This is a genomic window from Tistlia sp., from assembly GCF_040905785.1.
Lineage (GTDB): Bacteria > Pseudomonadota > Alphaproteobacteria > Kiloniellales > DSM-21159 > Tistlia.
The window spans coordinates 21,333-46,085 of sequence record NZ_JBBDQW010000024.1 but is presented as its reverse complement, the minus strand read 5'-3'; the positions used below and the strand labels follow the sequence as shown (position 1 = coordinate 46,085).

Below are 24,753 nucleotides of genomic sequence, written 5' to 3'. Positions count from 1 at the left end.
TGCCGTGCACTACTCCCCTCAGAAAAAATCCCGGACAGCAGTGCGCCTTCGCGGGGATGACGGACCTGGTGGGCGCGCCCCTACGTCAGGTGCGGCTGGTCGATGTAGGCGGCGGACTGCATCTCGGCGAGGCGGCTGACGGTGCGCCGGAACTCGAAGGCGCCGTCGCCCTCGGGATAGAGCCCTTCGGGCGGCGCCGCGGCCGAGACCACCAGGTTGACCCGGTGCTCGTAGAGCGCGTCGACCAGCGTCATGAAGCGGCGCGCCTCGTTGCGCCGCTCGGGCGACAGCTCGGGCACGCCCGACAGCACCACCGAGTGGAAGTGGGTGGCGATGGCCAGGTAGTCCTCGGCGCCGAGCGGCCGCTCGCAGAGCTCGGCGAAGCCGAAGCGTGCGACACCGCGCGCGCGGGCCGGAATCTCGATGCGCCGGCCCTTGACGGTCAGGCTGCCGGCCCCGATCTCGGCGCCCTCGGTTAGGTCGGCGAAGGCCGCCTCGAGCGCCGCCTCGGCCTCGGCCCCGAGTGGCCAGTGATAGACGGCGCGGTCGTGAAGGCGCGCCAGCCGGTAGTCGGTGCCGGCGCCCAGGTCGAGGATGTCGAGACGCTGCCCGAGCAGCGCGATGAAGGGCAGGAAGCGCTCGCGCTGCAGGCCGCCCTCGTAGAGCCGGCCCGGCTCGAAGTTCGAGGTCGCGACGACGACGACGCCGCGCTCGAACAGCGATTCGAAGAGCCGCGCCAGGATCATGGCGTCGGCGATGTTGACCACCACGAACTCGTCGAAGCAGAGCAGCCAGGCCTGCTCGGCGAGCTCCTCGGCCAGCTCAGGCAGGGGGTCGGCCTTGCTGCCCTTGGTCTTCCGGCGCCAGGCGTGCAGCCGGTCGTGGGTCTCGGCCATGAAGGCGTGGAAGTGGACGCGACGCTTGCGCTCGACCGGGGCGGCGCGGAAGAAGAGGTCCATCAGCATCGACTTGCCGCGCCCGACCGGGCCGTAGAGGTAGAGGCCCTGGGGCGGCTCCTCGGGTCGGCGGGCAAGGCCCAGGCGGGCCTTCCAGCCGCCCGAGCCGGGCGCGGGGCGGTAGCTGCGCAGCGCGTTGTGCAGCGACTGCAGCTTCTCGGCCGCCAGCTCCTGCGCCGGGTCGGCGCGCAGCTCGCCGGCGCGGCGCAGCGCGCGGTAGGCGTCGAGGGGTCCTTCGGTCATGCGGTCGATGGCTGCGGGCGGGAGGGGCGGGGCCTCTACCTAGCGGAGCGCGGGCGCGCCCGCTAGGCCCCCTTGGTCGCGAACCATGAAGCACGAGGGGCTCACGGCTTCGCCGTCACCCGGTAGGCGCAGCGCCGCGCGCCGGCCAGGATGTGGTCGGTCCGCTCGACCGCGGCGTCCTCGCCCAGGACCTCGCGGAAGACCTCGAGCTCGACCTGGCAGAGGCCGCTGCAGGCCGTGGCGGCGACGCAGATCGGGCAGTGGTTCTCGACCAGGAGCCAGCCTTCCGGGGTCTCCTCGACCGCGGCCATGTAGCCCTCGGCCTCGCGGATCCCGGCGAGGGCGGCGACCCGCGCGCCGAGCGGCGCCGCGCCGTCCAGCCGCCGCCTGTAGGCGGCGACGAGCTGCTCGCCGCGCGCCTTCAGCAGCCGGGCCAGGCCCTGGTCGCCGAAGGCCTCGCCCATGGCCGAGAGCAGGCCCGCCGCCAGCTCGGCGTGGGCGTCGGGAAAGTAGCGCTCGGCGGCCGGCGTCAGAGCCCAGAGCTTGGCCGGCCGCCCGACCGGCCGCGCCTCCTCCTCGTAGGCGACGAAGCCCTCCTCCTGGAGCGCGTAGAGGTGCTGGCGCACGGCCATGGCGGTGACGCCGAGCTCGGCGGACAGCGCGGCGGCGTCGCACGGGCCCCGCAGCTTGAGCAGCCGCAGGATCGCCGCGCGGCTGCGCGGCTCGGTCTTCCGGGGGCGTTCGGTCCGAGAGTGGTCGACATTCCGCTGGGTCATGGCGTTTTGGTAAAGAAATGTCTTGAGAAACGCAAGGAACGGTCGCAGGCTTGGTTTTTATAAAGAACGGCCTTTCAAAAGGGAGACTCGCCATGACCGAAGGATGGCGCGAGGTCGCGAGCCTGGAGGAGCTGGGGCCGAGGGGGCGGCGCCTGGTCAAGGTCGAGGGCCGCCAGATCGCCCTGTTCCGCAGCGGCGACAGTGTTTTCGCCTGCAACAACCGCTGTCCCCACGAGGGTTATCCGCTGATCGAGGGCAGCCTGGCCGAAGGGCGCGACCCGGGCAGCTGCGTGTTGACCTGCAACTGGCACAACTGGAAGTTCGACCTGGTCGGCGGCGAGACCCTTGTCGGCGGCGACCGCCTGCGCCGCTACCCGGCCCGGGTGATCGAGGGCCGGATCCAGCTCGACTTGAGCGAGCCGCCGGCGGAGGTCCGGCGCCAGGCCGCGCTCGAGGGGCTGGCCGGCGCCTTCAGGCGCAACGAGCGCGACCGCATGGCGCGCGAGGTGGCGCGCCTGGAGCACGCCGGCGGCGATCCGCTGGACGCCCTGCGCCGCGCCGTCGAATGGACCCACGAGCGCTTCGAGTTCGGCACGACCCATGCCCTGGCGGCCCTGCCGGACTGGCTGCGGCTGCGCGACGAGCGGGCGGACGGCCCCGCCGAGCGCCTGGTGCCGCTGATCGAGGTGCTCGACCACCTCAACTGGGACAGCCTGCGCGAGCCCGCCCGGCCCTTCCCCGAGGCGCGCGCGCCCTGGTCGGCGCCGGCCCTGGTCGAGGCCGTCGAGGCCGAGGACGAGGCGGCGGCGGTCGCGGTCCTGCGCGGCGGCTTGGCCGAAGGCCTCGAGCTGGAGGCCCTGGAGGCGGCGCTCGCCGCTGCGGCCCTGGCGCATTACCAGGACTTCGGCCATTCGGCGATCTACACGCTGAAGTCCCGCCAAGCGATCGAGCGGCTCGGGCCGGAGGTCGCCGGGCCGATCCTGCTGGCCCTGGTGCGCTCGCTGGTCATGGCGCAGCGCGAGGACCGGATCCCCGAGTTCCGAGCCTACGCCCCGGCGCTGGCGGCCTGGGACGGGCGCGGCGACCGGCCGGTCGAGGCCGCCGACTTCCGCGGCCTCGGCGTCCGCCAGGCGCTGGCCCGCTGCCTGGAGTCGAGCGCCCGGCCCGACCAGCTCCAGTCGGCCTTGCTCGGCGCCGCGGCCGAGCAGTGGCTGTGCTTCGACCTGGCGGTCGAGCGCCGGACCGACAACCCGGTCTCGCAGAACGTCGGCTGGCTCGACTTCACCCACCCCGTGACCTTCGCCAACGCCGCCCGCCGGCTCTCGGCGCGCCACCCGGCCCTGCGTCCGGCGGCCCTGCTGCAGCTCGCCTGCTTCCTGGGCCGCAACGCGACCTACCGGGACGAGGCGGTCGCCGAGGCCGACTGGGCGGTCGCCGACCCCGAGGCCTTCTTCGCCGAGCACTTCCGGAGGCTGTTCGACCACGGCGTGCCCGAGCCGATCGTCGCGGCACACCTGGTCAAGGTGCTGACCGCGGTCGAGCAGGAGTGGCGCGCCCATCCGGATGCACCCTGGCGGCCGACCCTGCTGGCGGCGGCGCGGCGCTTCCTGGACAACCCGCCGAAGCGTCGCCACGGCCTGCGCCTGGCGCACCAGGCGATCGGCTTCGTCGAGGCGGAGTAGGGTCGGCACCCGTCTTCTCCCACGCCCCTCGGCAAGCTCGGGACGAAGCGAAGGCGGAGCGAACGGCGGGGTCGGCCTGCCTTCCCGTCTCGCATTCTCCGCCGGCACATAACCCGCTTCATCCCGAGCGCGCCCGCCAGGGCGCAGTCGAGGGACGCATGGGCGGGGCCAGGAGTCGCGAGGGGTGCAGGAATACCGGCCCCTCAGCCCTGCTGCTCGAGGCGGTCCATGTCGTCGTCGGAGAGGCCGAAGTGGTGGCCGATCTCGTGGATCAGGACGTGTCGGACGACCCGGGTCAGGTCCTCCTCGCTTTCGCACCAGTAGTCGAGGATCGGCCGGCGGTAGAGGTAGATGCGGTCGAGGTCCTCGGGCTGGCCGAGGACGCTCTGGCGGGTCAGCTCGACGCCGCGGTAGAGGCCCAGGATGTCGAAGTGCGACTCCAGGTCCATCTCCTCCATCGTCTCCTCGTCGGGGAAGTCCTCGACGTGGATCGAGACGTTCTCGACGAAGCGCCGCAGCTCCCCGGGGATGGCGCTCAGCGCCTCGCGGGCCATGCCCTCCATGTCCTCCAGGGTCGGCGGCGCGCCGTAGCGGTGGAGCAGGTCGGAACGTGCCATGGCCAAGCCTCTCATGCCCTTGCCTTACCCTCCCTTGACCGGCAGGTCCAGGGCCGCCACGTCAGGGCCACGACGTCGACCGCGCGAGGGCAGAGGGCATGGAAGAGAAATTGTCTCCGGACAGACGCAGGCAAGCGCTCGCCGACCTCGAGGGCTGGCAGGCGGTGGAGGGCCGCGACGCGATCGCCAAGAGCTTCCGCTTCGCCGACTTCAACGCGGCCTTCGGCTTCATGAGCCGCGTCGCGCTGATGGCCGAGAAGATGGATCACCACCCGGAATGGTTCAACGTCTACAACAGGGTCGAGGTCACCCTGACGAGCCACGACGTCGAGGGCCTGAGCGAGCGAGACCTGCGGCTCGCCCGCTTCTGCGACGAGGCGGCGGCGGCCCGGTGAGCCTCGGGGTGAGCCTCGGGGGCAGGCGCCGATTGGCCCAAGGCCCTCAATTGCACTTTTTTCAGGCGTCCGCAGCCGCTATATAGGGCTCATTCCGACAATTTCGGAGCATCGCCCCGGCGGGGAGATGCGGCGACGGGCGAAGGGCCCGGCGCCGGAGGAGGAGAATTTATGTCCAATCTGCCGCTCATGCCCAAGGCGACCGCCGTCTGGCTGGTCGACAACACGGCTCTCACCTTCGAGCAGATCGCCGAGTTCTGCGGCCTGCATCCGCTCGAGGTGCAGGGCATTGCCGACGGCGAGGTCGCCGGCGGCATACAGGGCATCGATCCGATCGGCACGAACACGCTGGCCAAGGACGAGATCGAGCGCTGCGAGAAGGACCCGACGGCGCGTCTCAAGATGGCCAAGCGCGACCTGCCGGAACCGGCCAAGCGCACCAAGGGGCCGCGCTACACGCCGGTCGCCAAGCGCCAGGACAAGCCTGACGGCATCGCCTGGGTGCTGCGCAACCATCCGGAGCTGAAGGACAGCCAGATCTCGAAGCTGATCGGCACGACCAAGACCACGATCCTGGCGGTGCGCGACCGCACCCACTGGAACTCGACGAACATCCGGCCGCGCGATCCGGTGCTGCTCGGCCTGTGCAGCCAGACCGAGCTGAACGCGGCCGTGCTGCGCGCGCGCAAGGCCGCCGAGCGTGCCGGGGAGCCGATCCCGCAGCCCGAACCGATGCCGGAGCCCGAGCCGGAGCCCTCGCAGTCCGGCCGTCCCGACCTGTCGATGTTCAAGCTCGGCTGACGGAGCGTCGCCTTGAAGGATCTGCAGTCCCTGCTCAACGGCTTTCTGGGCACGCTCCAGGGCGGCGCGCAGCCGCAGGAGCGCGCGGCGCCGCCGTCCGGCTCCGGCCCCCTCGCCGGCACGCCCTTCGAGGGCCAGCTCGGCCAGCTGGCGGGCGCCGCCGGCGTCGGCGGCCTGGCGGGACTGCTGGTCGGCTCCAAGACCGGCCGCAAGTTCGCCGGCAAGGCCGCGACCTATGGCGGCCTGGCGCTGCTCGGGGGCCTCGCCTACAAGGCCTACACCGACTGGCAGGCCGGCAAGTCGCCGGCCAGCACCGCCGCCAGCACGGCGGTCGAGCCGATCCCGGTGCCGCCGGTCGACGGCCGCTTCTTGCCGCGCGAGCAGGCCGCAGACGTCGAGGCCGAGGACCTGAGTCTGGTCCTGGTGTGCGCCATGATCGCCGCCGCCAAGGCCGACGGCCACGTCGACGCCGAGGAGCAGCGCCGTCTCTTCGCCGAGCTCGGCAAGCTGGAGCTGACCCAGGCCCAGAAGGCGCTGGTCATGGACGAGCTCTCCAAGCCGCTCGACATGGACGCCGTGGTCGCCGGCGCGACCTCGCCGGAACGCGCGGCCGAGATCTACTGCGCCTCGCTGATGGCGATCGACCCCGACGGGCCCGCCGAGCGCGGCTACCTGTCGTTCCTGGCCGGCCGCCTGGCGCTCGACCCCAAGCTGGTCGCCCACCTGCACGCCTCGGTCGAGGGCGCGGCCGACCCGGCGTAGCGGCGCTTTCTCCTTCCACCTCGACGGGCTCGGGACGAAGCGGAAGCCGGCGCAAGGAGTGCTTCGTCCCGAGCCCGTCGAGGGACGTGGCAGCCCCGGCGCCGACGGCCCCTACTCCTTCACCGGCACGGTGTAGTTGAGGGCCAGCCGGCCGCCGTCGGGGTAGAGCGTCTGGCCGGTCATGTAGCTCGCGTCCTCGCTGGCCAGGAAGACCGCCACCGAGGCGATCTCCTCCGGCTCGCCGACCCGGCCCATGGGCGTGCGCATCAGCACGCCCTTCATCTTCTCGGGGTCGTTGACGACCGAGGCCAGAACCTCGGTGCGGATCGATCCCGGACCGATGCCGTTCACGCGGATGCCCTTGTCGGCCAGCGCCAGGGCCATGACCTTGGTCAGCTGGTTGACGCCGCCCTTGGCGACGACGTAAGGCGTGATCGACGGAATCGCGAGCACCGCATTGACCGACGACATGTTGATGATGGCGCCGCCGCCGCCCTGCTCCGCCATCTGGCGCGCCGCTGCCTGGCCGGTCAGGAAGACGCCCTTGAGGTTGACGCGCAGGACCGCGTCGAAGTCCTCTTCGCTGAACTCCAGGAAGTCGCCGGCCCGCACGATGCCGGCGTTGGCGACCGCGATGTCGAGGCGGCCGAAGGCGGCGACGGTCGAGGCGACCATGCCCTCGACCTCGGCCTTGTCGCCGACGTCGCAGCGCAGGAAGATCGCGTCCGCGCCCGCCTCCTGCAGCGCCTCGACGGCGGCCTCGCCGCGCTCCTGCGCCAGGTCGGCTATGGCGACCTTGGCGCCCTCGGCGGCGAAGGCCTTGGCGCAGGCGAGGCCGATGCCCGCGGCCCCGCCGGTGACCAGGGCTACCTTGTCCTTCAGCCGCATCGCTCTTCTCCTTGCCGCCGCGTCCTTGCAGGGCGGCGAAGCTGCCACGCCGGCGCCCCCGCCTCAAGGCCCGACGCCTCAAGGCCCGTCGCCTCGATCGCCGAAGCCGCACGGCCGGCCGTCGTCGCGGCAGGGTGGAGCGACGCGCGAAAGGCCCTATGCTGGTCGGTTGCCATGACCGAGAGCTTCACCACAAGCGACAAGGATCGCTTCCGCAAGCTGCTGCTGCTCGCCGCCGAGAGCCCCTTCGAGGGCGAGCGCGCGGCGGCGCTGGCGGCGGCCGAGCGGCTGGCCGGCCGGTTGTCGATGACGCTCGAGGAGGCGGCACGCGCCTCGGTCGAGCCGGAGCCGGAGCCGCAGGTGCGCCGGCGCGGCCGCGGCGCCCCGGAGCCCGAGGACTGGGGCGGGCCGCGCGGCTGGCAGCGCGACCCGGCCTGGATGCACGCCACCGCCGCCGGCTACGCCTACGAGGCCTCGGCGGCGGCGAGCCGGGCCCGACAGCGCCACCGCGACAAGGTCGAGGCGACGCAGCGCCGCGAGGAGGAGGAGCGTCGCCGCGCCCAGGCGCTGCGGCGGCCGGGCCTGCGCAACCCGCGCCGCCTGGCGCCGCGCGACTTCGCCCGCACCCTGATCCTGCAGACCGGCTTCAGCCTGCGCGAGATCGCCGACATCACCGGCCTGACCCAGCACGAGGTCATCGGCCTGAAGCTGAAGCTGCGCGGCTGACCGGTGGCCGCACCCGGAGAAGGACGAAAGACGATGAAGCTCTACTCGGGACCGCTCAGCCTGTTCGCGCGCAAGGTCGAGATCGCGCTGCGCGAAAAGGACCTCGCCTTCGAGCGGGTCATGGTGACCTTCAGCCAGTCCGAGGGCTACAGCCCGAAGCACCCCGACGTGCTGGCGGCCAACCCCAAGGGGCAGGTCCCCGTGCTCCTCGACGGCGACCTGACACTCTTCGATTCGACCGTGATCCTGGAGTACCTGGAGGACGCCTACCCGGCGCCGCCGCTCTACCCCGCGGCGCCAGCCGAGCGGGCGCGCTGCCGGCTCCTCGAGCTGGCCGCCGACGAGATCCTGCTGGCGCCGGTGCGCGCCCTGATGCACCGGCCGGGGCCGCGGCCCGCCGACCCGGCGCGCTGGGAGGCGCTCGAGGCCGAGGCGCGCAAGGCCGAGGCCCTGATCGCCGAGCAGCTCGGCGAGCTCGACGGGCGGCTGCGCGACCGGCCGTTCCTCTGCGGCGCCTTCAGCGCCGCCGACCTCGCCGTCTTCATGCCGGTGCTCTACGGCCAGCGCCTCGGCGGGCCGCCGCTGGCGCCGCACGGCGCGCTCGAGGGCTGGTTCGAGCGGCTGCTAGAGCGGCCGGCCTTCGCGCGGGCCGTCGCCGAGATCGCCGAGGCCGACGCCGAGCTCTCGCTGCCCGTGCCCGGCGCCTACGGCGGCCGCGGCGCGCCCCCGGTGAAGGGGTCGATCAACACTCGGTGACACGCCGCCTGCGGCCGCTTGCGGCGTCGCGCCGGCGGCACCATCTCGTCGGCGACGAGAGCGGTGGGCAATCCGCCCCCCGCTCTGTTGGGAGCACCTCGATGAGCGATCCTTCTTCCCTTGGCGGCCGCCCGCTCGCCTTGCGAGCGGGACTTTTGCTGGCCTGCGGCCTGCTGCTGGCGGCCTGCCAGACCAGCGGGGCCGCGCCGCGCGGCAGCGCCGCCGCCTCCATGTCCAGCGGCGACCGCACGACGTCGAGCGAGGACGGCTCGGCCGCCGCCATGCGGCGGCTCTTCTCGCCGCTGAAGACGACACCTTCCCAGCGCTAGCGGGCGTCCGTCAGCCCGCCTTGCGGCCCAGCCCGGCGCCGCCCAGGCTCGCCGTGATCTCCTCGAGGATCGCCGGGTCGTCGATGGTCGCGGGCGCCCGGTAGTCCTCGCCGTCGGCGATCGAGCGCATGGTGCGCCGCAGGATCTTGCCCGAGCGGGTCTTCGGCAGTCGCTCGACCACGATCGCCGTCTTGAAGGCGGCGACCGGGCCGATGCGGTCGCGCACCATGGCGACGCACTCCCGGGCGATCTCCTCGTGCGGCCGGGTCACGCCGGAGGAGAGCACCAGGAAGCCGACCGGCGCCTGGCCCTTCAGCGGGTCGGCGACGCCGATCACCGCGCATTCGGCGACGTCGGGATGGGCGGCCAGCACCTCTTCCATGGCGCCGGTCGAGAGGCGGTGTCCCGCGACGTTGATGATGTCGTCGGTGCGCGCCATGACGAAGACGTAGCCTTCCTCGTCGAGGTAGCCGGCGTCGCCGGTCTCGTAGTAGCCGGGGAAGTTGGCCAGATAGGTCTTCACGAAGCGCTCGCGGCCGTTCCAGATACCGGGCGTCGTGCCGGGCGGCATCGGCAGGCGGCCGGCGATGGCGCCGACCTGGCCGGGCGGCAGCGGCCGGCCGGCGGGATCCAGGACCTCGAGCTGCCAGCCCGGCACCGGCTTCGTCGGCGAGCCTGCCTTGACCGGCAGCGGCTCGATGCCGATGCAGTTGGCGGCGATCGACCAGCCGGTCTCGGTCTGCCACCAGTGGTCGATCACCGGCACCTTCAGTTGCCTTTCGGCCCACCCCAGGGTGTCGGGATCGCAGCGCTCGCCAGCCAGGAAGAGCGTGCGGAACGTCGAAAGGTCGTAGTCGCCGATCAGCCGGCCCTCGGGGTCCTGCTGGCGGATCGCCCGGAAGGCGGTCGGCGCGGTGAAGAGCGTGGTGACGCCGTGCTGCTCGATGACCCGCCAGAAGGCACCGGCGTCGGGCGTGCCGACCGGCTTGCCCTCGTAGAGCACCGTCGTGTTGCCGTTCAGCAGCGGCCCGTAGACGATGTAGGAGTGGCCCACGACCCAGCCGACGTCGCTCGCCGCCCAGTAGACCTCGCCCGGCTCGACCCCGTAGATCGCGCCCATCGACCACTTCAGCGCCACGGCGTGGCCGCCGTTGTCGCGGACCACGCCCTTGGGCTGCCCGGTCGTGCCCGAGGTGTAGAGGATGTAGAGCGGATCGGTCGCCTCGACCGCCACGCAGTCGTGGGGCTCGGCCGCGGCGACCGCCTCCTGCCAGTCCTCGTCGCGCCCGGCCTGCAGCTCGCAGCGCTCCTGGGGGCGCTGCAGGACCAGGCAGTGCCGGGGCTTGTGGGTCGCCATGATGATGGCGGCGTCGAGCAGCGGCTTGTACTGGACGATGCGGCCCGGCTCGATGCCGCAGGAGGCCGAGAGCACCAGCTTCGGGCTGCAGTCGTCGATGCGGGTCGCCAGCTCGTTGGCGGCGAAGCCGCCGAAGACGACGGAATGCACCGCGCCGAGCCGCGCGCAGGCGAGCATCGCCATGGCGGTCTCGGGGATCATCGGCATGTAGATGACGACGCGGTCGCCGCGCCCGACCCCGCGCGCGGCCAGGGCGCCGGCCAGGCGGGCCACCTCGTCGCGCAGCTGGCGGTAGCTGTAGCGGCGCACCGTGTCGGTGACCGGCGAGTCGTAGATCAGGGCGAGGTGGTCGCCGTTGCCCTCCTTCACGTGCCGGTCGAGGCAGTTGTAGCAGGTGTTCAGGCGGCCGCCGCGGAACCAGCGCCAGATCGGCTTGTCGCTGTCGTCGAGGACCCGGTCCCAGCGCTCGCTCCAGTGGATCGCCTCGGCCGCCTCGGCCCAGAAGCCCTCCGGATCGGCGATCGAGCGGGCGTGAATCTCGTCGAAGGTGCCCATGGTGCGCTGTAGCCCTCCCTCAAGCTGTCGCCTGTCGGCCGCGCCGTTCTTTTGCCGCGCGGTCCCTTGCGGCCAGTCTGCCGCGCCGGCCGCCCCGGGTAAACTCGGCTGGCCCCAAACCCACCCGGCCCAGGTAAACGCGAGCGGCGCGGCGCCCGCCCTGCGCCAGGTCAATTAGCGCGGCAGCGGGCAGCGCCAGGGCAGGGCGCGGCCGCTGCGGTCGTCCTCGTAGGCCGGCCAGGCCGTGGCGATGCAGCGCTCGGCGCCGCAGAGCGCGCGGGCCTGGGCCGCCGGCACCAGCCAGCCCTCGACCGCGAAGCCGGACCCGCCCGGGCCCCGGAAGAAGCCGCGGGCGTCCGTCCTGCCCCGGCGCAGCGCGGTCAACACCGCCTCGACGACCTGCCCGACCGACCAGTCGTCGGGGAACAGCGAGGAGCACTTGCAGGAGCGACGGGCCGTGCCCGCCGTCTCGGGCAGGCAGACGATGGCGCGGCTGACGCCGTCGGCGTTGGGCCCGGCATAGCGCTCGCGGATCGCCGGTTCGCCGGGGCTGCGCGCGCCGGCCAGGGCATGATAGCCGCCGAGCGAGGCGTCGCGCGGATCGCGCTCGCCGCAGAACAGGTGGGACAGATCGAGCGGCGGGTCGGTCTCGGACCAGAGCGTCTCGGCGGCCGTGCAGTCCGGAGCCTCGGCCGCGACGCCCGGCACGGCGGCCAGCAGCAGCAGGACCAGAAGGAGCGAGCCCGCCCCGGCCCCTCGCGACGTCCCGCGTGCCTGCCCGTGCGACTGCCAGGCCATGTCCACCTCCTCCCTGCCGTCCGCACGCAGGGTAGCGGCCGGCGCGCTCCCTCGGAAGGCGGCGCAGCCCGCCCTTGCCAGCGAGGCCGCCGGCGGCTTAATCACATGGGGCATGAGCCAGCCGACCGACCAGCAAGCGCCCGGGCGCCGCAGCGGCGCCTTCGAGCGGGACCTCGAGCCGGGCCCGGCCAACCACCGGGCGCTGTCGCCGCTCGGCTTCCTGCCGCGTGCCGCCGCGGTCTACCCGCACCGCCTGGCGCTCGCCCACGGCCGCCGCCGCTTCACCTGGGCCGAAGCCTACGCGCGCTGCCGGCGGCTCGCCTCGGCGCTGAGCCGGCGCGGCATCGGTCCGGGCGACACCGTCGCGGCGATGCTGCCGAACATCCCGGAGATGTGGGAGGCGCACCACGGCGTGCCGGCCACCGGCGCCGTGCTGAACGCGCTCAACACCCGCCTCGACGCCGAGACCCTGGCCTTCATCCTGGAGCACGGCGAAGCCAAGCTGCTGCTGACCGACACCGAGTTCCACCCGGTCATCTCCCGGGCCCTCAAGATCCTCGGCCGGCCGATCCCGGTGATCGACGTCGACGACCCGGAGGGGCCCGGGGGCGAGCGGCTCGGCGAGGCCGACTACGAGGCGCTGCTCGCCGAGGGCGACCCCGACCACCCCTGGGCGCTGCCCGAGGACGAGTGGCAGGCGATCGCGCTCAACTACACCAGCGGCACGACCGGCAACCCCAAGGGCGTCGTCTACCATCACCGCGGCGCCTACCTGAACTCGCTCGGCAACGTCATGACCTGGCAGATGCCCGAGCACCCGGTCTATCTCTGGACGCTGCCGATGTTCCACTGCTCGGGCTGGTGCTTTCCCTGGACCGTCACCGCCCTGGCCGGCACCCACGTCTGCCTGCGCAAGGTCGAGGCCGGGGCGATCTACCGCGCCTTCGCCGAGGAGGGCGTGACCCACCTGTGCGGCGCGCCGATCGTCATGCAGATGATCCTGGGCGCCGCGGAGGAGGAGCGCCGGAGCTTCGACCAGCCGGTGCGGATGATGACCGCGGCGGCGCCGCCGCCGGCCTCGGTGCTCGCCGGCATGCAGGCCCAGGGCATCGAGGTGACCCACGTCTACGGGCTGACCGAGGTCTACGGGCCGGCGGTAGTCTGCGCCTGGCACGACGAGTGGAACGAGCTGGCGATCGAGCAGCAGGCGGAGATGAAGGCGCGCCAGGGCGTCGCCTACCCGGTGCTCGAGGAGCTCGGCGTCTTCGATCCCGACACGCTGGAGCCGGTCCCCCACGACGGCGAGACGCTGGGCGAGGTGGCGATGCGCGGCAACATCGTCATGAAGGGCTACCTGAAGAACCCCGAGGCGACCCGGGAGGCCTTCGCCGGCGGCTGGTTCCGCACCGGCGACCTCGGCGTCCTGCACCGCGACGGCTACCTGCAGCTCAGGGACCGCTCCAAGGACATCATCATCTCGGGCGGCGAGAACATCTCCTCGATCGAGGTCGAGAACGCGCTCTACCGCCACCCGGCGGTCGCCGCCGCGGCGGTGGTCGCCAAGGCCGACGAGAAGTGGGGCGAGACCCCCTGGGCCTTCGTCGAGCTGAAGCCGGGCGCCGCCGCCACGGAGCGAGAGCTGATCGAGCACTGCCGGAGCGTGCTGGCGCACTACAAGTGCCCGCGGCGCGTGCTGTTCGAGGAGCTGCCGAAGACCTCGACCGGCAAGATCCAGAAGTACGAGCTGCGCCAGCGGGCCGTCGCAACCCGGGACTGAGCGCTTCCTCGCCGGCCGGGCGCGCGGGCCCGCCCGATTCATGCCTTGTTAGGCATTCGCGGGCCTAAGTGCTGCTTATCGAGGGTAGAAAAAGGGGCGGGGGCAAGGTGCGGGCGGCGACACCCGACGGCTCACCGAAGCGGCTGAGACTCGTCACGCTGTTCGGCAGCGTGGCGATCGCGCTGCTGCTCATGCTGTTCGTCGGCGTCATGCTGTGGACCGAGCGCCGGGAGACCCTGGAGACCGCCGGCAACCTCGCGCTCAGCCAGCTGCAGTCCTTCACCCACGCGGTCGGCCTGACCCTGGTCGGAGTCGAGACGGTGCTCGACGTCGCTGCCACGCGCGTCGCGGCGAGCGGCCCGCGGGATCCCGCCCTGTCGCTCTACCTGCGCCTGCTGTCACGGCGCATGGACAGCCTGAGGGCGGTCCTGGTGGTCGATTCCGGCGGGCGCGTGATGGCGGACTCGCGCCCGGGGCAACCGAGCGTCGGCCACGACATGTCGCGGCGTTCCTATTTCCAACTGCCGGCCCAGGGGCGGGCGGGCGCGGTTTTCATCGGCCGGCCGGTCCTGTCGCTGCACGACGGCCTGTGGGCTTTGCCGATCTCCAAGCCGGTGCGCGGGCCGGACGGCCGGCTGGTCGCCGTCGTCGTCGCCTCGATCTCGCCGAGCCGGCTCGCGGAGGGCGTGCCGGCGGCGGCCATCGACCAGAACCGCAGCGCGCTGCTGGCGCGCGCCGACGGCACGCTGCTGATGCAGCTGCCCGGCAACGGCTTCTGGCCGCGCAGCAGCCTGGCGACGACGCCGCTGTTCGCCGAGCGGCTGCGCCGGCACGGGCTCGGCCTCTTCGAGTCGGCCGCCCTGTTCGACGAGCAGCCGCGCCTGGTCGCCTACCGCAAGCTCGAGGGCTTTCCCCTGGTCGCGGCGGTCGGGCTGACCAAGGACTACGTGCTGCAGGGCTTCTGGTCGCACCTCCTGGGCTTTGCCGCGCTGCTCGCCTTCGCGCTCGCCGTCCTGGCCGGCGCTACGCTGCTGCAGCTGCGCTCGGTCTCGGCGATGAGCCGGCGCAATCGCGAGCTCGCCGTCGCCTACCGCCTGGCCCACGGCGCCAACCGCGCGAAGTCGCAGTTCCTGGCGCGCATGAGTCACGATCTGCGAACCCCGCTCAACGCCATCGCCGGCTTCTCGGAGCTGATGACCCTGGGCATCCTGGGGCCGCTGCCCGAGCGTTACCGGCAGTACGCCGAGCACATCCGCTCGAGCTCGCTGCACCTGCATTCGCTGGTCCAGGATCTGCTCGACCTGTCGCGTGCCGAATCGGGCCGCCTGGCGCTGAATGACGAGGAAGCGGTGGCGCTCGGCAAGCTGGTCGACGACTGCCTGCACCTGATCGAGGGCGCGGCGCGGGACCGCTCGGTGCGCCTGGTCAACGGCCTGCCGTCGGAGACGCCGGGGGTCTATTGCGACCCGATCCGCATCAAGCAGATCCTGATCAACCTGCTGACCAATGCCGTCGATTACCTGCCCGCCGGAGGCTGCGTGTGCCTGGATCTCGAGCGCACCGAGGCCGGCGACCTGCGCCTGGCGGTCGAGGACGACGGCCCCGGCATTCCGGCGGACGTGCTGGCCGCGGCCGAGGGCGACGACGAGCAACTCGACCCCCTGATCGCCGCCAGGACCCAGGGCAGCGGGCTGGGCCTGTCGATCGCCTTCGCCCTGGCCCGCCTGCACGGCGGCGTCCTGGAGGTCGAGAGCTGTCCGCAGGGCACGCGGGCTGTGCTGCACCTGCCGGCGGCCCGGATCGTCGACCCTCAGGGAGCGGGCCAGGAGTCGGCGGACCAGCTTGCCGCGAGCTGAGTCGGGTGGCGCCGCCGCCGCCCTTGGGGTGTGCAAGGACCCACCTAGCACCAAGCGGGTGTAGCGTTCCAACAGTATCCAGGGATTGCCTGCGGTCGCGCGCGCCGCGGCGTTCGTTCTGACGACCCACGGCCGGAAACCGGCACCCGCCGGCCTCCGGCGCTTTACATCAGGGTCTTCGTTCGGCCCGGCTCGGGGGGCTATCCCGGCGCCGCGCGAGGGCGCCTGGGGCGTGGATCAGTGGAGATCGTGTTGGGCGATCTCGTCCTTGATCCGCAGCTTCTCGCGCTTGAGGTTGTGCAGGGCGTTCTCGTCGGGGTGGGGTCGGAGGCTTTCCTTCTCGATCTGCTGTTCCAGATCCGCATGCTTGGCGCGAAGTGCGATAACGTGGTCCTGCAGGGACATGGAACCCGTCTCCCTTCAGTTTGTCAGCCGTTCATGGTAACGCCGGCTCGTCGAGACTGCCAAGGCGCATGAAAAGAAATCTGTGCATGGCGCGGGCGGCGTCAAGCGGGCGCAGGCAAGGCGATGAGAGGGCGATGGTCGAGGCGCAGGAGGCGGCGGCAGAGGGGCGGGGAGCGGCGAAGCGGCGGCTGATCGTCGGCATCACCGGCGCCAGCGGCACGATCTACGGCATCCGCCTCCTGGAGGCGCTGCGCGCGCTGCCGGTCGAGAGCCATCTGGTCGTCAGCCGCTCGGCCGAGGTCACGATGGCCTACGAGACCGACCTCAAGCTGCGCGATCTGCAGGCGCTGGCCGACGTGGTGCATCCGGTCGAGGACATCGGCGCGGCGATCGCCAGCGGCTCCTTTCGCACCCTCGGCATGGTCGTCGCGCCCTGCTCGATCCGCAGCCTCTCGGAGATCGCCAGCGGCGTCACCGCGAGCCTGCTGACGCGGGCCGCCGACGTGGTGCTCAAGGAGCGCCGGCGCCTGGTCCTGATGGTGCGCGAGACGCCGCTGCACAGCGGCCACCTGCGCAACCTGCTGGCGCTATCGGAGATGGGTGCGGTGATCGCGCCGCCGGTGCCGGCCTTCTACGCCAATCCGAGCAGCATCGACGAGCTGGTCGACCAGACGGTCGGCCGCGTCCTCGACCTTTTCGAGCTCGACAGCCCGCTGGTCCGCCGCTGGGGCGAGCCCGGCCCCGACGGCCGTGTCGAGCGGGCGGCGAAGCGGCGGGGCCGAGGCGACTGAAGCTCGGAATCCGGAAGGCACCTGTGCCGATCCGCGGCCGCAGAGGTATCAGTCGAGCGCGTTCAGCATGGCCTCGAGCTCCGGCGCCTCCTCGCCGACGAAGGCGAGCAGGTTGGCCCGGGCCGCTGCCGGGTCGTCGACGCCCGGCGCCAGGGGCAGGGCGCGGTGCAGCAGCTCCTGCTCAAGGCGCTCGGCCTCGAGCTCGTCGCGCTTGATGCGCTGGCGCAGCGCCTCCTGTGCGGGGTCGGCGGCCCCCTTCAGCCGGCGGCGGACGCCGCGCAACGGCACCACCACGCCCTGCTGCCAGGGCCCGGCGGCGGTGGCCAGCGCCGCCAGCTCGGTCGCGCTCAGGCGGTGGCCGCAGCGTCCGGCCCAGAGGCAGAACAGCAGCAGGTTGACGTCGAGGCCCAGGCGGTCCTGCAGCGCCAGGCAGGCCTCGGCCACGCCCGGCCGGCCGTAGGTCGCCAGCGAGAATGCCCAGAAGGGGTTGCGCGGGCCGGGGTCCGCGCTCAGGCCCCGCTCTCCTCGCCGCCGCTCTCCTCGCCGCCGCTCTCCTCGCCGCCGCTCACCTCGCCGACGTAGATGCCGAGGCCGCGCGCGGTGCGGATCAGGGCGCCCGCCGGATCGACCCGGTGCGGCCGGTCGACGATGTCTGCGAGCGGCAGGTCGACGACGTTCCGGCCGCTCCAGGCGACCATGCGGTCGCTCTTGCCGGCGGCCAGCAGGTCGACGGCGTGGACGCCGAAGATCGAGGCCATCAGGCGGTCGCGCGGAGTCGGGGTGCCGCCGCGCTGGACGTGGCCGAGCACCGTGACCCGGACCTCGGCCTTGGTGGTTTCGGAGATGCGCCGTCCGATGTAGTGGCCGATGCCCCCGTATAGCGCCATCCCCGCGTCGTTGTGGGCCTGGACGACCGGCTCGCCGGTCTCCATGGGCGCCGCCTCCGCGACCACGACCAGGGCGAAGTTGCGGCCCTGGGCGCGCAGCGCGTCGATCTTGGCGGCGATCCCCTCGATCCGGTAGGGCAGCTCCGGCAGGAGGATCACGTCGGCGCCGCCGGAGATGCCGGCCGACAGCGCGATGTGGCCGGCGTCGCGCCCCATGACCTCGAGCACCATCACGCGGTCATGGCTGGCGGCGGTCGGCTGCAGCCGGTCCAGGGCGTCGGTCGCGACCCACAGCGCCGTGGCGTGGCCGATCGCGACCTCGGTGCCGACGACGTCGTTGTCGATCGTCTTGGGAATGCCGATCAGGGGGATGTCGCCCTGCTGGGCGAGACGGCGCAGGATCGACAGCGAGCCGTCGCCGCCGACGCCGATCAGGGCGTCCAGCTCGAGCTGGCGAAAGCCCTCGACGATCTCCTCCGAGCGGTCGCGCAGGGTCCCGTCGGGGTAGGGAAAGGCGAAGGGGTTGCCCTTGTTGGTCGTGCCCAGGATCGTACCGGCCATGCGCAGCAGGGTGCCGTCGAACCGGTTCGGGGACAGGCTCTCGGCCTCGGGCGGGCGCGCCAGCAGGCCCGCCGTTCCCTTGTGCAGCCCGACCACCTGCCAGCCGAGTCCGTCGACGGCGCGGTTGACCACGGCGCGGATCGCCGCGTTGAGGCCGGCGCAGTCGCCGCCGCTGGTCAACAATCCGATGCGCTTCTTGCCCTTGTACAGTGCCGCCTCCTGTTTCGAGTCGTGGGTGCCGCGACCACCGCCCGGCCATGCGCAACCAAGCCATGCGCAACCAAGCCATGCGCAACCACCAGGGCTTAACGCAGCTGCCCGGCGTCTGTTCGGCCAGGCCCCGCGCGCGTCTCGCGCGCTCGGCCTACGAACAGCGGCGCGTCTGGACTATACTACAGGCGCCGGCGGGGGGGTCGAACCCGGGGCGGCGCAGCGCGGCAGAGGATGGCGACGGGAATCGCATGAACGACGACGGGGCGTGGGACGAGGAGCGCACATCCCAGCAGGCGCGGCTGCAGCGGCTGCGCCTCGAGCATCGGGATCTCGACGACGTCATCGACCGCCTGCTCGAGCACGCGCCCTTCGACCAGCTGCAGTTGCAGCGCCTGAAGAAGCGCAAGCTGCTGCTCAAGGACGAGATCTCCAGGCTCGAGGACCAGCTCACCCCCGACATCATCGCCTGAGGCCGGATCGCCTGAGGCCGGCAGAGGCTCAGCGGGCGAGGCCGCTGCTGGCCTGCTTGCGGGCGTACATCTTCTTGTCCGCGGCGTGCAGCGCGTCGTCGACCTGCTCGCCGCTGGAAAAGGCGTGGACCCCGACCGAGATGCCGATCTCGATCATCGAGCCGCGGTGGTCGAGCGGCGTCTCCATGATTGCCTGGGCCAGCTCGGCGCCCTTCTGCTCGCCGTACTCGATCGGCGCCTGCATCAGGATGACGCCGAATTCGTCGCCGCCGAGCCGCCCGACCACGTCGGAGCTGCGCAGGTTGCGCAGCAGGACCTCGGCGACGTGCTTGAGCACGGCGTCGCCGACCGCGTGGCCGTGCAGGTCGTTGACCCGCTTCATGCCGTCGACGTCGAAGTAGAGCACGCTGCCGGGCACGCCGTAGCGCTCGGAGTAGGCCATGAAGCGGCTGAGCTCGCGCACGAAGGCGCGACGGTTGACCACGGGCACCAGGGGATCCTGGTCGGACAGCTCCTCCAGGAAGCCGACGCGCTTCTTGGCCTGCTCAAGTTCCTCGCGCAGCCGGTGCACTTCGCTCATCAGCTGGCCGAGGGCGGCGCGGACCTTGGGCGTCAGTTCGGCCTCCGGGACGCCCATGACCGAGGCGACGTCGGCCGGCGCGCGGACGCCCTCGACGGCCGCCGGCGCGGCTGGCGCGGCCGCACGCGCGGCGCCGATTCCCGAGATGCCTCCGGTCCCGACCATCGGCCCGGTCGAGGTGGTTCTGCTGACCTTCATGCGCCTGCCTTCGGCTGACTCCCGTGCGCCTGCCGCCCCGCTCGGCCGGCCCCGCTTCCGCCGCGCCAAGGGTAGGGCCGAAAAGGTAAAGGCTTCGTTCACCCTCCTGCGCCCGTCCGCGCTCTTCCGTGCCGTCTGCCGCGCGCTGTCTCGGGGTTGTCAGGCCGATCGGCGATTTCGATAATGCGGCGCCTCGCTTCGACGTATGGTGCGGGGGCCGGCGCCGCTTGGAGGCGCGGCCGGCAGGCAACCGCGCAGGGGACGACGAAGGGGTCATGGAGGCAAGCGCACAACCGGTCGGCATCGTCATGGGCAGCCAGTCAGACTGGCCGACGCTGCGTGCCGCTGCCGAGCTGCTCGAGACGCTCGAGGTCGGCTACGAGGCGCGGATCGTCTCGGCCCACCGGACGCCGGACCGGCTCGTCGACTACGCCAAGGGCGCGCAGGAGCGAGGGGTCCGGGTGATCGTCGCGGGCGCCGGCGGCGCCGCGCACCTGCCCGGCATGATCGCCGCCATGACCATCCTGCCGGTGCTCGGCGTGCCGGTGCAGTCGCGCGCCCTCTCCGGGCTCGATTCGCTGCTCTCGATCGTGCAGATGCCCGGCGGCGTGCCGGTCGGCACCCTGGCGATCGGCGAGGCCGGCGCCAAGAACGCCGGCCTGCTCGCCGCCTCGATCCTGGCGCTGTCCGATCCGGCGCTTTCCGAACGCCTGGCCCGCTGGCGACAGGACCAGAGCGAGTCGGTCGCAGAGACACCGCGAGACGATGGCTAGGGCCCGCAAGGCGACGATCGCGCCGGGCGCCACGATCGGCATCCTCGGCAGCGGGCAGCTCGGCCGCATGATCGCGCTCGAGGCGGCGCGGCTCGGCTACCGCAGCCATGTCTTCGGTCCCGGCGCCGACGATCCGGCGATGCAGGTCTCCAACCGCGCCACCGTGGCCGCCTACGACGATGAGGCGGCCCTGGCCGCCTTCGCCGCGGCCGTGGACGTGGTTACCTACGAGTTCGAGAACGTGCCCTACGCGACCGCCGCCTTCCTGGCCGACCGGACCAAGGTGCGGCCCTCGCCCGCGGTCCTCCAGATCTGCCAGAACCGCCTGCGCGAAAAGGACTTCTGCGCCTCGATCGGGGCGCCCACGACCCGCTACGTCGAGGTCGCCGGGCCGGAGGCGGTGGCGCGCGAGCTGCGCGACCTGGGGCCGCCGGCGATCCTGAAGTGCGCGGAGCTGGGCTACGACGGCAAGGGGCAGGTGCTGGTCAAGGCCGACAGCGACCCGAAGGCGGCCTGGGAGGAGATGGCGGGCCATGCGCCCGAGGCGGTCGGCATCCTGGAGGCGGTGGTCGACTTCCGCATGGAGATCTCGGTCATCGCGGCGCGCGGCCTGGACGGCCAGATCACGACCTACGTGCCGGTCGAGAACCGGCACCGCAACCACATCCTCGACGAGACCCTGGTGCCGGCGCGGCTCAAGCCGGCGCTGGCCGACAAGGCCGAGGGCCTGGCGCGCCTGATCGCGGAGAAGCTGGAGCTGGTCGGCCTGGTCGCGGTCGAGATGTTCGTAACGACCGACGAGCGCCTGCTGGTCAACGAGATGGCGCCGCGCCCGCACAACTCCGGGCACTGGACCCTCGACGCCTGCGTCACCTCCCAGTTCGAGCAGCTGGTGCGGGCGATCTGCGGCCTGCCGCTCGGCTCGCCCGAGCGCCACGCCGACGCGGTCATGAAGAACCTGATCGGCGAGGAGGTCGAGCGCTGGGCCGAGGCGGTCGGCGACCCCAACAGCAAGCTGCACCTCTACGGCAAGGCCGAGGCCCGGCCGGGCCGCAAGATGGGCCACGTCACCAAGCTGCTGCCCAAGCGGGAGGGGTAGGGTTTCTTGAAGTCGCGGCGCCGGCCCGCGCCCCCGCCCGGCCCTACGGCATGCACAGATCTTTGTACGCAAGACCAGAGACTTGGCTAGAACGACAGCGCAACTCGCGCTTGCGTGGTTCGACAAGCTCACCATGAAGCGCGACCTGAAGCCTGCCCTATCCTATCCCTCGCTTCATGGTGAGCTTGTCGAACCATGCAAGCGTGGAAGCGTCGGCGGAGATATGTGCACACCCTAGCCGCCCGGCCACCCAAAGGCAGTATTCCTGGAATGGGTGGCCGGGCGCGCGGAGCGCGCCGCCCTCCTAAAGCAGCGTCTCGTCCAGCCGGGCCGAGAGCAGCTCGGGCCCGGTCTCGGTGACCAGGATCTGCTGCTCCAGCTTGACGCCTTCCCGGCCGCCCGGCTCGCCGGCGAAGGCCTCGACGCAGAACACCATGCCGGCCTCGACCCGGCCCTCGACGCCGCCCGCCTCCCACGCCGAGGGATCGACGATCAGGGGGTATTCGTTGCACAGCCCGATGCCGTGGGCGAGGGCGGCCCCGGGCAGCCCGCGGTAGCGTTCGGGCGGCCGCTGCGCCCGCGCGGCGATCTCGCCGAAGCTGACGCCGGGCCGGAACAGCGGGATGTTGCGGGTGACCTGCTCGAAGGCGGCGGCGTAGAGCCGGCGCTGCGCGTCGCCGGCCGGGCGCTCGCCGGCGACCCAGGTCCGCGACAGGTCGGCCGAATAGCCGTGGAGGCCGATCAGGTCGGTGTCGAAGGCGACGATGTCCCCGGCCTCGATGACCCGCCCGGAGCACTCCTGGTACCAGGGGTTGGTCCGCGGCCCCGAGGTCAGGAGGCGGGTCTCGATCCACTCGCCGCCGAGCTCGATATTGGCCTGGTGCAGGTGCGACCAGAGCGCCTGCTCGGTGATCCCGGGCGCCAGGGCCGCGGCCATCCGCCCGATCGCCGTCTCGCAGCCGTCGACCGCGGCGCGCACCGCCAGCACTTCCTGCGGCGTCTTGATCTTGCGCGCCTGGTTGGCGACCTCCTGGCCGTCGGCCACGGCGATGCCCCGGGCCTCGAGCGCCCGGAGGCCCGCGGGGTCCAGCCGGTCGACGGCGAGGCGGCGCTCGCCGCCGCCGTGGCGCGCCATCAGCTCGGCGATCTCCTCGGCCCAGAGCGCCGCCTTCTCGGCGACCCGCTCGCCGACGATGAAGTGGTACCAGCTGACGGCCGGGCGCACCTCGCCGACGGCCGACCGGCCGGCCGAGAGGTGCGCGCAGCCGGCGAAGTCGAACAGCACCGTGGGGCCCTCGGCGGGCACGAAGACGTAGCGGCAAGGATTGTGCAGGCCGTAGACCTGCATGTTGCTGGTGCCGGTCGCGTAGCGGATGTTGGTCGGGTCGTAGAACAGGCCGGCCGCGCAGTCGTGGGCGACGAGCTGGGCGCGCAGCCGGGCCAGGCGCTCCAGGTCGAGGCGCTCCAGGTCGAGTTGGCGCTCGTCCGGAACCGGGAAACCGTTTCCCGCCCCGCTCACCGGATCAGCCCGTCGCCGAAGTCCTGGCGCGCGCGCTCGGCCAGGATGTGCGCCTCGGCGACCCGGCCGTAGAGCTGGCGCGTGCGCTCCAGCGGGCCGACCAGCCCGGGCCGCGTCGCATAGCCGAAGACCGCCGAATGCCGCGCTCGGCCGCCCTCGACCCGCGAGACCTGGTGCAGGGCGTAGCGGCCCTTGAAGAGCTGCAGGTCGCCGGGACGCAGGGTCAGGCGCCGCAGCGGGCTCGTATCCTCGCCGCGCAGCAGCCGGCCGACGCCCTCCAGGTTCTCGTCGCCCGGCCGGCGGATGTCGGGGCAGTACTGGAACTCGCCGCCGGCCTCGGCCTCCTGGGTCAGGATCGTCGTGACGAACTCGTTGCCGTCGTAGTGCCAGGGCTGCTGGGTGCCCGGCGGCAGCACGTTGACGACCAGCCCGGCGAAGGGGTCGGCGTATTCGTAGACCTCCGGGCGCCCGACGCAGGCGGCGACGAAGCGCTTGAGCGCGGGCGCGACGTAGAGCCGGTGGATCGCTGCGTCGGCGGGGATCATGTCGCGCGAGACGAAGCCGCTGGTGCGCTCGAAGAACAGGCTGCGCGGGTCGTCGGCCGGCAGGCTCGGGTCCGGGGCGGAGTTGTAGAGGTTGCATTCCAGGCGCCGGAAGAAGGCCTTGGGCGCAAGCGCCGCGCCCTCGCCGCGCGCCTGCGCCAGCCCCTCGGCGGTCAGGAAGCCGGGCAGCACGCAGCAGCCGTCCTCGGCCAGCTCGGCGCGCACCCGCTCGACCAGCCCGGACAGCGCCGGCGGGTCGCTCGCGTCGATCGGATAGCGCGAGAGGTCGACCAGGTCGCCGATCTCCTCCCCGGCGGCGTCGGCCAGCTTCGGCATGGCGGTCATGGCAGTGTCTCCTTCGGTTTCCGTCGCGCCGTCCCGGCAGCGGGCGAGCCCGGAAGCCTGGGTGGCTTCGGCGCTGCGAGCCCGGCGGCCCGGGACGGCGGCGGTGGGTGATCCCAGGCCGCGACACTGGACCCTGGGCGATCATGACGGAAACGAGTTTGTTGCATTGCCTCGATGAGCGTTCCTTATTAGTGGGCATGGAGCCGAACCTGGAAACCGCCCTGCTGCGCAGCCTCGTCGCCGTCGCCGAGACCGGCAGCTTCACCGCCGCCGCCGGCCGGGTCGGGCGCAGCCAGTCGGCCGTCTCGCTGCAGATCGGCCGGCTCGAGGCGATGCTCGGCTGTCGCCTGTTCGAGCGCAGCAAGCGCAGCGTCGCGCCGACCCGCGCCGGCCGCGACTTCCTGGTCTACGCCCGGCGCATCCTGCAGCTGCAGGCCGAGGCCGCGGCCGCGGTCAACCCGGCGCTCGGCGAGGTCGTGGTGCGCGTCGGCATGCCGAACGACTACGCCGAGCTGTTCCTGCCGGCGCTGCTGCGCCGCTTCGAGGCGGCCTTCCCGCGGGTGCGCTGCGACATCCAGTGCGACATGACCTGGGAGCTGCTCGACCGGCTGGAGCGGGCCGAGCTCGACCTGGTGCTGGGCATCCGCCACGCCCGGCGCAGCACCGGCCTGACCCTGTGCCACGAGGAGATCGTCTGGGTCGCCGGCCCGGCCTTCGATCCGGCGGCGCTGGAGGGGCGCCCGCTGCCGCTGGTGCTCTATCCCGAAAGCTGCCCCTACCGGGCGCGCGGCGCCGCGGCGCTGGCCGGCAGCGGCCGCGAGTGGCGCGTCGTCTACACCAGCCAGAGCCCGACCGGCATCCGCATCGCCGTCGAATCCCGCGGCGCCGTCACCATCACCTCCCGCCGCACCGTCCCGCCCCACTGGCGGGTGCTGACCCCGGAAGAGGGCTTCCCGACCCTGCCGCCGGCCGAACTGCAGCTCTACCGGGCGGAGCAGGCGCCGGGGGCGGCCGTGGAGCGGCTGGCGGGGGAGATCGAGGCGGTGTTTAGGGTGGGGTAGGGGGGGATGCGGCTGCTTTGCGCCAGGAGCGGACA

General features: G+C 72.5%; 25 protein-coding genes and 1 pseudogene. 14 read left to right on the top strand and 12 right to left on the bottom strand.

The annotated features are described in order from the left end of the window. Positions 1 to 80 precede the first annotated feature (80 nt). Both zapE and WD341_RS06015 read right to left on the bottom strand, forming a co-directional pair. Entirely contained in the window at positions 81 to 1,199 is a 1,119-nt protein-coding gene (gene zapE, locus WD341_RS06020; RefSeq protein ID WP_368424527.1) for a cell division protein ZapE, read from the bottom strand. A gap of 101 nt (positions 1,200 to 1,300) precedes the next feature. Beyond that, a complete protein-coding gene (locus tag WD341_RS06015) occupies positions 1,301 to 1,975 on the bottom strand; it encodes a helix-turn-helix transcriptional regulator (RefSeq protein ID WP_368424526.1) in 675 nt (224 codons plus the stop codon). Between the two features lie 92 nt (positions 1,976 to 2,067). Between WD341_RS06015 and WD341_RS06010 the strand changes: the two genes are divergently transcribed. Beyond that, positions 2,068 to 3,657 (top strand): Rieske (2Fe-2S) protein, encoded by a 1,590-nt coding sequence (locus tag WD341_RS06010; RefSeq protein WP_368424525.1) that lies wholly within the window; start codon positions 2,068 to 2,070, stop codon positions 3,655 to 3,657. A 203-nt stretch (positions 3,658 to 3,860) separates the two neighbouring features. Here WD341_RS06010 and WD341_RS06005 read toward each other — a convergent pair whose 3' ends face one another. Continuing rightward, a complete protein-coding gene (locus tag WD341_RS06005) occupies positions 3,861 to 4,274 on the bottom strand; it encodes a metallopeptidase family protein (protein WP_368424524.1) in 414 nt (137 codons plus the stop codon). Between the two features lie 95 nt (positions 4,275 to 4,369). On the opposite strand from WD341_RS06005, the pseudogene WD341_RS06000 reads away from it, so the two are divergent. The 3 genes and pseudogenes from WD341_RS06000 to WD341_RS05990 form a co-directional block, all read left to right on the top strand. Beyond that, positions 4,370 to 4,669: pseudogene (locus tag WD341_RS06000) on the top strand (4a-hydroxytetrahydrobiopterin dehydratase); the annotation flags it as partial. Positions 4,670 to 4,840: 171 nt separating this feature from the next. Further along, a complete protein-coding gene (locus tag WD341_RS05995; protein WP_368424523.1) occupies positions 4,841 to 5,470 on the top strand; it encodes a DUF1013 domain-containing protein in 630 nt (209 codons plus the stop codon). Between the two features lie 12 nt (positions 5,471 to 5,482). Further along, positions 5,483 to 6,232 (top strand): tellurite resistance TerB family protein, encoded by a 750-nt coding sequence (locus WD341_RS05990; RefSeq protein ID WP_368424522.1) that lies wholly within the window; start codon positions 5,483 to 5,485, stop codon positions 6,230 to 6,232. A gap of 111 nt (positions 6,233 to 6,343) precedes the next feature. Here the strand turns inward: WD341_RS05990 and WD341_RS05985 are convergent, their stop codons facing one another. Continuing rightward, a complete protein-coding gene (locus WD341_RS05985; protein ID WP_368424521.1) occupies positions 6,344 to 7,120 on the bottom strand; it encodes an SDR family NAD(P)-dependent oxidoreductase in 777 nt (258 codons plus the stop codon). 174 nt (positions 7,121 to 7,294) lie between these two features. Between WD341_RS05985 and WD341_RS05980 the strand changes: the two genes are divergently transcribed. The 3 genes from WD341_RS05980 (at position 7,295) to WD341_RS05970 (ending at position 8,931) form a co-directional block, all read left to right on the top strand. After that, on the top strand, positions 7,295 to 7,846 hold the full coding sequence (locus WD341_RS05980) for a DUF2786 domain-containing protein (protein WP_368424520.1): 552 nt from the start codon (positions 7,295 to 7,297) through the stop codon (positions 7,844 to 7,846). A gap of 33 nt (positions 7,847 to 7,879) precedes the next feature. Next, on the top strand, positions 7,880 to 8,602 hold the full coding sequence (locus WD341_RS05975) for a glutathione S-transferase family protein (protein ID WP_368424519.1): 723 nt from the start codon (positions 7,880 to 7,882) through the stop codon (positions 8,600 to 8,602). Between the two features lie 101 nt (positions 8,603 to 8,703). After that, positions 8,704 to 8,931, top strand: a complete 228-nt coding sequence (locus tag WD341_RS05970) for a hypothetical protein (RefSeq protein WP_368424518.1) — start codon at positions 8,704 to 8,706, stop codon at positions 8,929 to 8,931. Between the two features lie 10 nt (positions 8,932 to 8,941). Here the strand turns inward: WD341_RS05970 and WD341_RS05965 are convergent, their stop codons facing one another. Next, positions 8,942 to 10,843 carry a propionyl-CoA synthetase gene (locus WD341_RS05965; RefSeq protein WP_368424517.1) on the bottom strand — a complete coding sequence of 634 codons (1,902 nt, stop codon included), beginning with the start codon at positions 10,841 to 10,843 and terminating at the stop codon, positions 8,942 to 8,944. A gap of 174 nt (positions 10,844 to 11,017) precedes the next feature. Continuing rightward, positions 11,018 to 11,641: an EndoU domain-containing protein gene (locus tag WD341_RS05960; RefSeq protein ID WP_368424516.1), complete on the bottom strand. Its 624-nt coding sequence runs from the start codon at positions 11,639 to 11,641 to the stop codon at positions 11,018 to 11,020. Positions 11,642 to 11,753: 112 nt separating this feature from the next. On the opposite strand from WD341_RS05960, the gene WD341_RS05955 reads away from it, so the two are divergent. After that, positions 11,754 to 13,418 carry an acyl-CoA synthetase gene (locus WD341_RS05955; RefSeq protein WP_368424515.1) on the top strand — a complete coding sequence of 555 codons (1,665 nt, stop codon included), beginning with the start codon at positions 11,754 to 11,756 and terminating at the stop codon, positions 13,416 to 13,418. A gap of 107 nt (positions 13,419 to 13,525) precedes the next feature. Continuing rightward, positions 13,526 to 15,274, top strand: a complete 1,749-nt coding sequence (locus WD341_RS05950) for an ATP-binding protein (RefSeq protein WP_368424514.1) — start codon at positions 13,526 to 13,528, stop codon at positions 15,272 to 15,274. Positions 15,275 to 15,511: 237 nt separating this feature from the next. On the opposite strand, the gene WD341_RS05945 is transcribed toward WD341_RS05950, so the two are convergent. Further along, positions 15,512 to 15,679 carry a YdcH family protein gene (locus WD341_RS05945; RefSeq protein WP_368424513.1) on the bottom strand — a complete coding sequence of 56 codons (168 nt, stop codon included), beginning with the start codon at positions 15,677 to 15,679 and terminating at the stop codon, positions 15,512 to 15,514. A gap of 134 nt (positions 15,680 to 15,813) precedes the next feature. Here WD341_RS05945 and WD341_RS05940 point away from each other — a divergent pair, with 134 nt between their 5' ends. Next, the gene (locus WD341_RS05940) at positions 15,814 to 16,470 is read left to right on the top strand and encodes a UbiX family flavin prenyltransferase (RefSeq protein ID WP_368424512.1); all 657 of its coding nucleotides are present in this window, start codon (positions 15,814 to 15,816) and stop codon (positions 16,468 to 16,470) included. Between the two features lie 48 nt (positions 16,471 to 16,518). On the opposite strand, the gene WD341_RS05935 is transcribed toward WD341_RS05940, so the two are convergent. Beyond that, on the bottom strand, positions 16,519 to 16,983 hold the full coding sequence (locus tag WD341_RS05935; RefSeq protein WP_368424529.1) for a TIGR02444 family protein: 465 nt from the start codon (positions 16,981 to 16,983) through the stop codon (positions 16,519 to 16,521). Further along, a complete protein-coding gene (locus WD341_RS05930) occupies positions 16,980 to 18,128 on the bottom strand; it encodes an ATP-dependent 6-phosphofructokinase (protein WP_368424528.1) in 1,149 nt (382 codons plus the stop codon). Before WD341_RS05930 ends, WD341_RS05935 begins: the two co-directional genes overlap by 4 nt. A 251-nt stretch (positions 18,129 to 18,379) precedes the next feature. On the opposite strand from WD341_RS05930, the gene WD341_RS05925 reads away from it, so the two are divergent. Continuing rightward, positions 18,380 to 18,601, top strand: coding sequence for a YdcH family protein (locus WD341_RS05925; protein WP_368424511.1), 222 nt, complete (start codon positions 18,380 to 18,382; stop codon positions 18,599 to 18,601). A 28-nt stretch (positions 18,602 to 18,629) separates the two neighbouring features. On the opposite strand, the gene WD341_RS05920 is transcribed toward WD341_RS05925, so the two are convergent. Further along, positions 18,630 to 19,379, bottom strand: coding sequence for a GGDEF domain-containing protein (locus tag WD341_RS05920; protein ID WP_368424510.1), 750 nt, complete (start codon positions 19,377 to 19,379; stop codon positions 18,630 to 18,632). Positions 19,380 to 19,654: 275 nt separating this feature from the next. Between WD341_RS05920 and purE the strand changes: the two genes are divergently transcribed. Beyond that, the gene (gene purE / locus WD341_RS05915; RefSeq protein WP_368424509.1) at positions 19,655 to 20,152 is read left to right on the top strand and encodes a 5-(carboxyamino)imidazole ribonucleotide mutase; all 498 of its coding nucleotides are present in this window, start codon (positions 19,655 to 19,657) and stop codon (positions 20,150 to 20,152) included. Beyond that, a complete protein-coding gene (locus WD341_RS05910) occupies positions 20,145 to 21,251 on the top strand; it encodes a 5-(carboxyamino)imidazole ribonucleotide synthase (RefSeq protein ID WP_368424508.1) in 1,107 nt (368 codons plus the stop codon). The genes purE and WD341_RS05910 overlap by 8 nt, the downstream gene beginning before the upstream one ends. A 304-nt stretch (positions 21,252 to 21,555) precedes the next feature. On the opposite strand, the gene WD341_RS05905 is transcribed toward WD341_RS05910, so the two are convergent. Together WD341_RS05905 and WD341_RS05900 are read right to left on the bottom strand one after the other, a co-directional pair. Then, positions 21,556 to 22,770, bottom strand: a complete 1,215-nt coding sequence (locus WD341_RS05905) for a M24 family metallopeptidase (protein ID WP_368424507.1) — start codon at positions 22,768 to 22,770, stop codon at positions 21,556 to 21,558. Next, positions 22,767 to 23,657 (bottom strand): hypothetical protein, encoded by an 891-nt coding sequence (locus tag WD341_RS05900; protein WP_368424506.1) that lies wholly within the window; start codon positions 23,655 to 23,657, stop codon positions 22,767 to 22,769. Before WD341_RS05900 ends, WD341_RS05905 begins: the two co-directional genes overlap by 4 nt. A gap of 197 nt (positions 23,658 to 23,854) precedes the next feature. Here WD341_RS05900 and WD341_RS05895 point away from each other — a divergent pair, with 197 nt between their 5' ends. After that, positions 23,855 to 24,718 (top strand): LysR substrate-binding domain-containing protein, encoded by an 864-nt coding sequence (locus tag WD341_RS05895; RefSeq protein WP_368424505.1) that lies wholly within the window; start codon positions 23,855 to 23,857, stop codon positions 24,716 to 24,718. The last annotated feature ends 35 nt before the right edge of the window (positions 24,719 to 24,753 follow it).

Coding starts and splice junctions, on each gene's coding strand:
- zapE (WP_368424527.1), bottom strand. CDS start 1,199: ATGACCGAAGGACCCCTCGACGCCTACCGCGCGCTGCGCCGCGCCGGC.
- WD341_RS06015 (WP_368424526.1), bottom strand. CDS start 1,975: ATGACCCAGCGGAATGTCGACCACTCTCGGACCGAACGCCCCCGGAAG.
- WD341_RS06010 (WP_368424525.1), top strand. CDS start 2,068: ATGACCGAAGGATGGCGCGAGGTCGCGAGCCTGGAGGAGCTGGGGCCG.
- WD341_RS06005 (WP_368424524.1), bottom strand. CDS start 4,274: ATGGCACGTTCCGACCTGCTCCACCGCTACGGCGCGCCGCCGACCCTG.
- WD341_RS05995 (WP_368424523.1), top strand. CDS start 4,841: ATGTCCAATCTGCCGCTCATGCCCAAGGCGACCGCCGTCTGGCTGGTC.
- WD341_RS05985 (WP_368424521.1), bottom strand. CDS start 7,120: ATGCGGCTGAAGGACAAGGTAGCCCTGGTCACCGGCGGGGCCGCGGGC.
- WD341_RS05980 (WP_368424520.1), top strand. CDS start 7,295: ATGACCGAGAGCTTCACCACAAGCGACAAGGATCGCTTCCGCAAGCTG.
- WD341_RS05975 (WP_368424519.1), top strand. CDS start 7,880: ATGAAGCTCTACTCGGGACCGCTCAGCCTGTTCGCGCGCAAGGTCGAG.
- WD341_RS05970 (WP_368424518.1), top strand. CDS start 8,704: ATGAGCGATCCTTCTTCCCTTGGCGGCCGCCCGCTCGCCTTGCGAGCG.
- WD341_RS05965 (WP_368424517.1), bottom strand. CDS start 10,843: ATGGGCACCTTCGACGAGATTCACGCCCGCTCGATCGCCGATCCGGAG.
- WD341_RS05960 (WP_368424516.1), bottom strand. CDS start 11,641: ATGGCCTGGCAGTCGCACGGGCAGGCACGCGGGACGTCGCGAGGGGCC.
- WD341_RS05955 (WP_368424515.1), top strand. CDS start 11,754: ATGAGCCAGCCGACCGACCAGCAAGCGCCCGGGCGCCGCAGCGGCGCC.
- WD341_RS05945 (WP_368424513.1), bottom strand. CDS start 15,679: ATGTCCCTGCAGGACCACGTTATCGCACTTCGCGCCAAGCATGCGGAT.
- WD341_RS05940 (WP_368424512.1), top strand. CDS start 15,814: ATGGTCGAGGCGCAGGAGGCGGCGGCAGAGGGGCGGGGAGCGGCGAAG.
- WD341_RS05925 (WP_368424511.1), top strand. CDS start 18,380: ATGAACGACGACGGGGCGTGGGACGAGGAGCGCACATCCCAGCAGGCG.
- WD341_RS05920 (WP_368424510.1), bottom strand. CDS start 19,379: ATGAAGGTCAGCAGAACCACCTCGACCGGGCCGATGGTCGGGACCGGA.
- purE (WP_368424509.1), top strand. CDS start 19,655: ATGGAGGCAAGCGCACAACCGGTCGGCATCGTCATGGGCAGCCAGTCA.
- WD341_RS05910 (WP_368424508.1), top strand. CDS start 20,145: ATGGCTAGGGCCCGCAAGGCGACGATCGCGCCGGGCGCCACGATCGGC.
- WD341_RS05900 (WP_368424506.1), bottom strand. CDS start 23,657: ATGACCGCCATGCCGAAGCTGGCCGACGCCGCCGGGGAGGAGATCGGC.
- WD341_RS05895 (WP_368424505.1), top strand. CDS start 23,855: ATGGAGCCGAACCTGGAAACCGCCCTGCTGCGCAGCCTCGTCGCCGTC.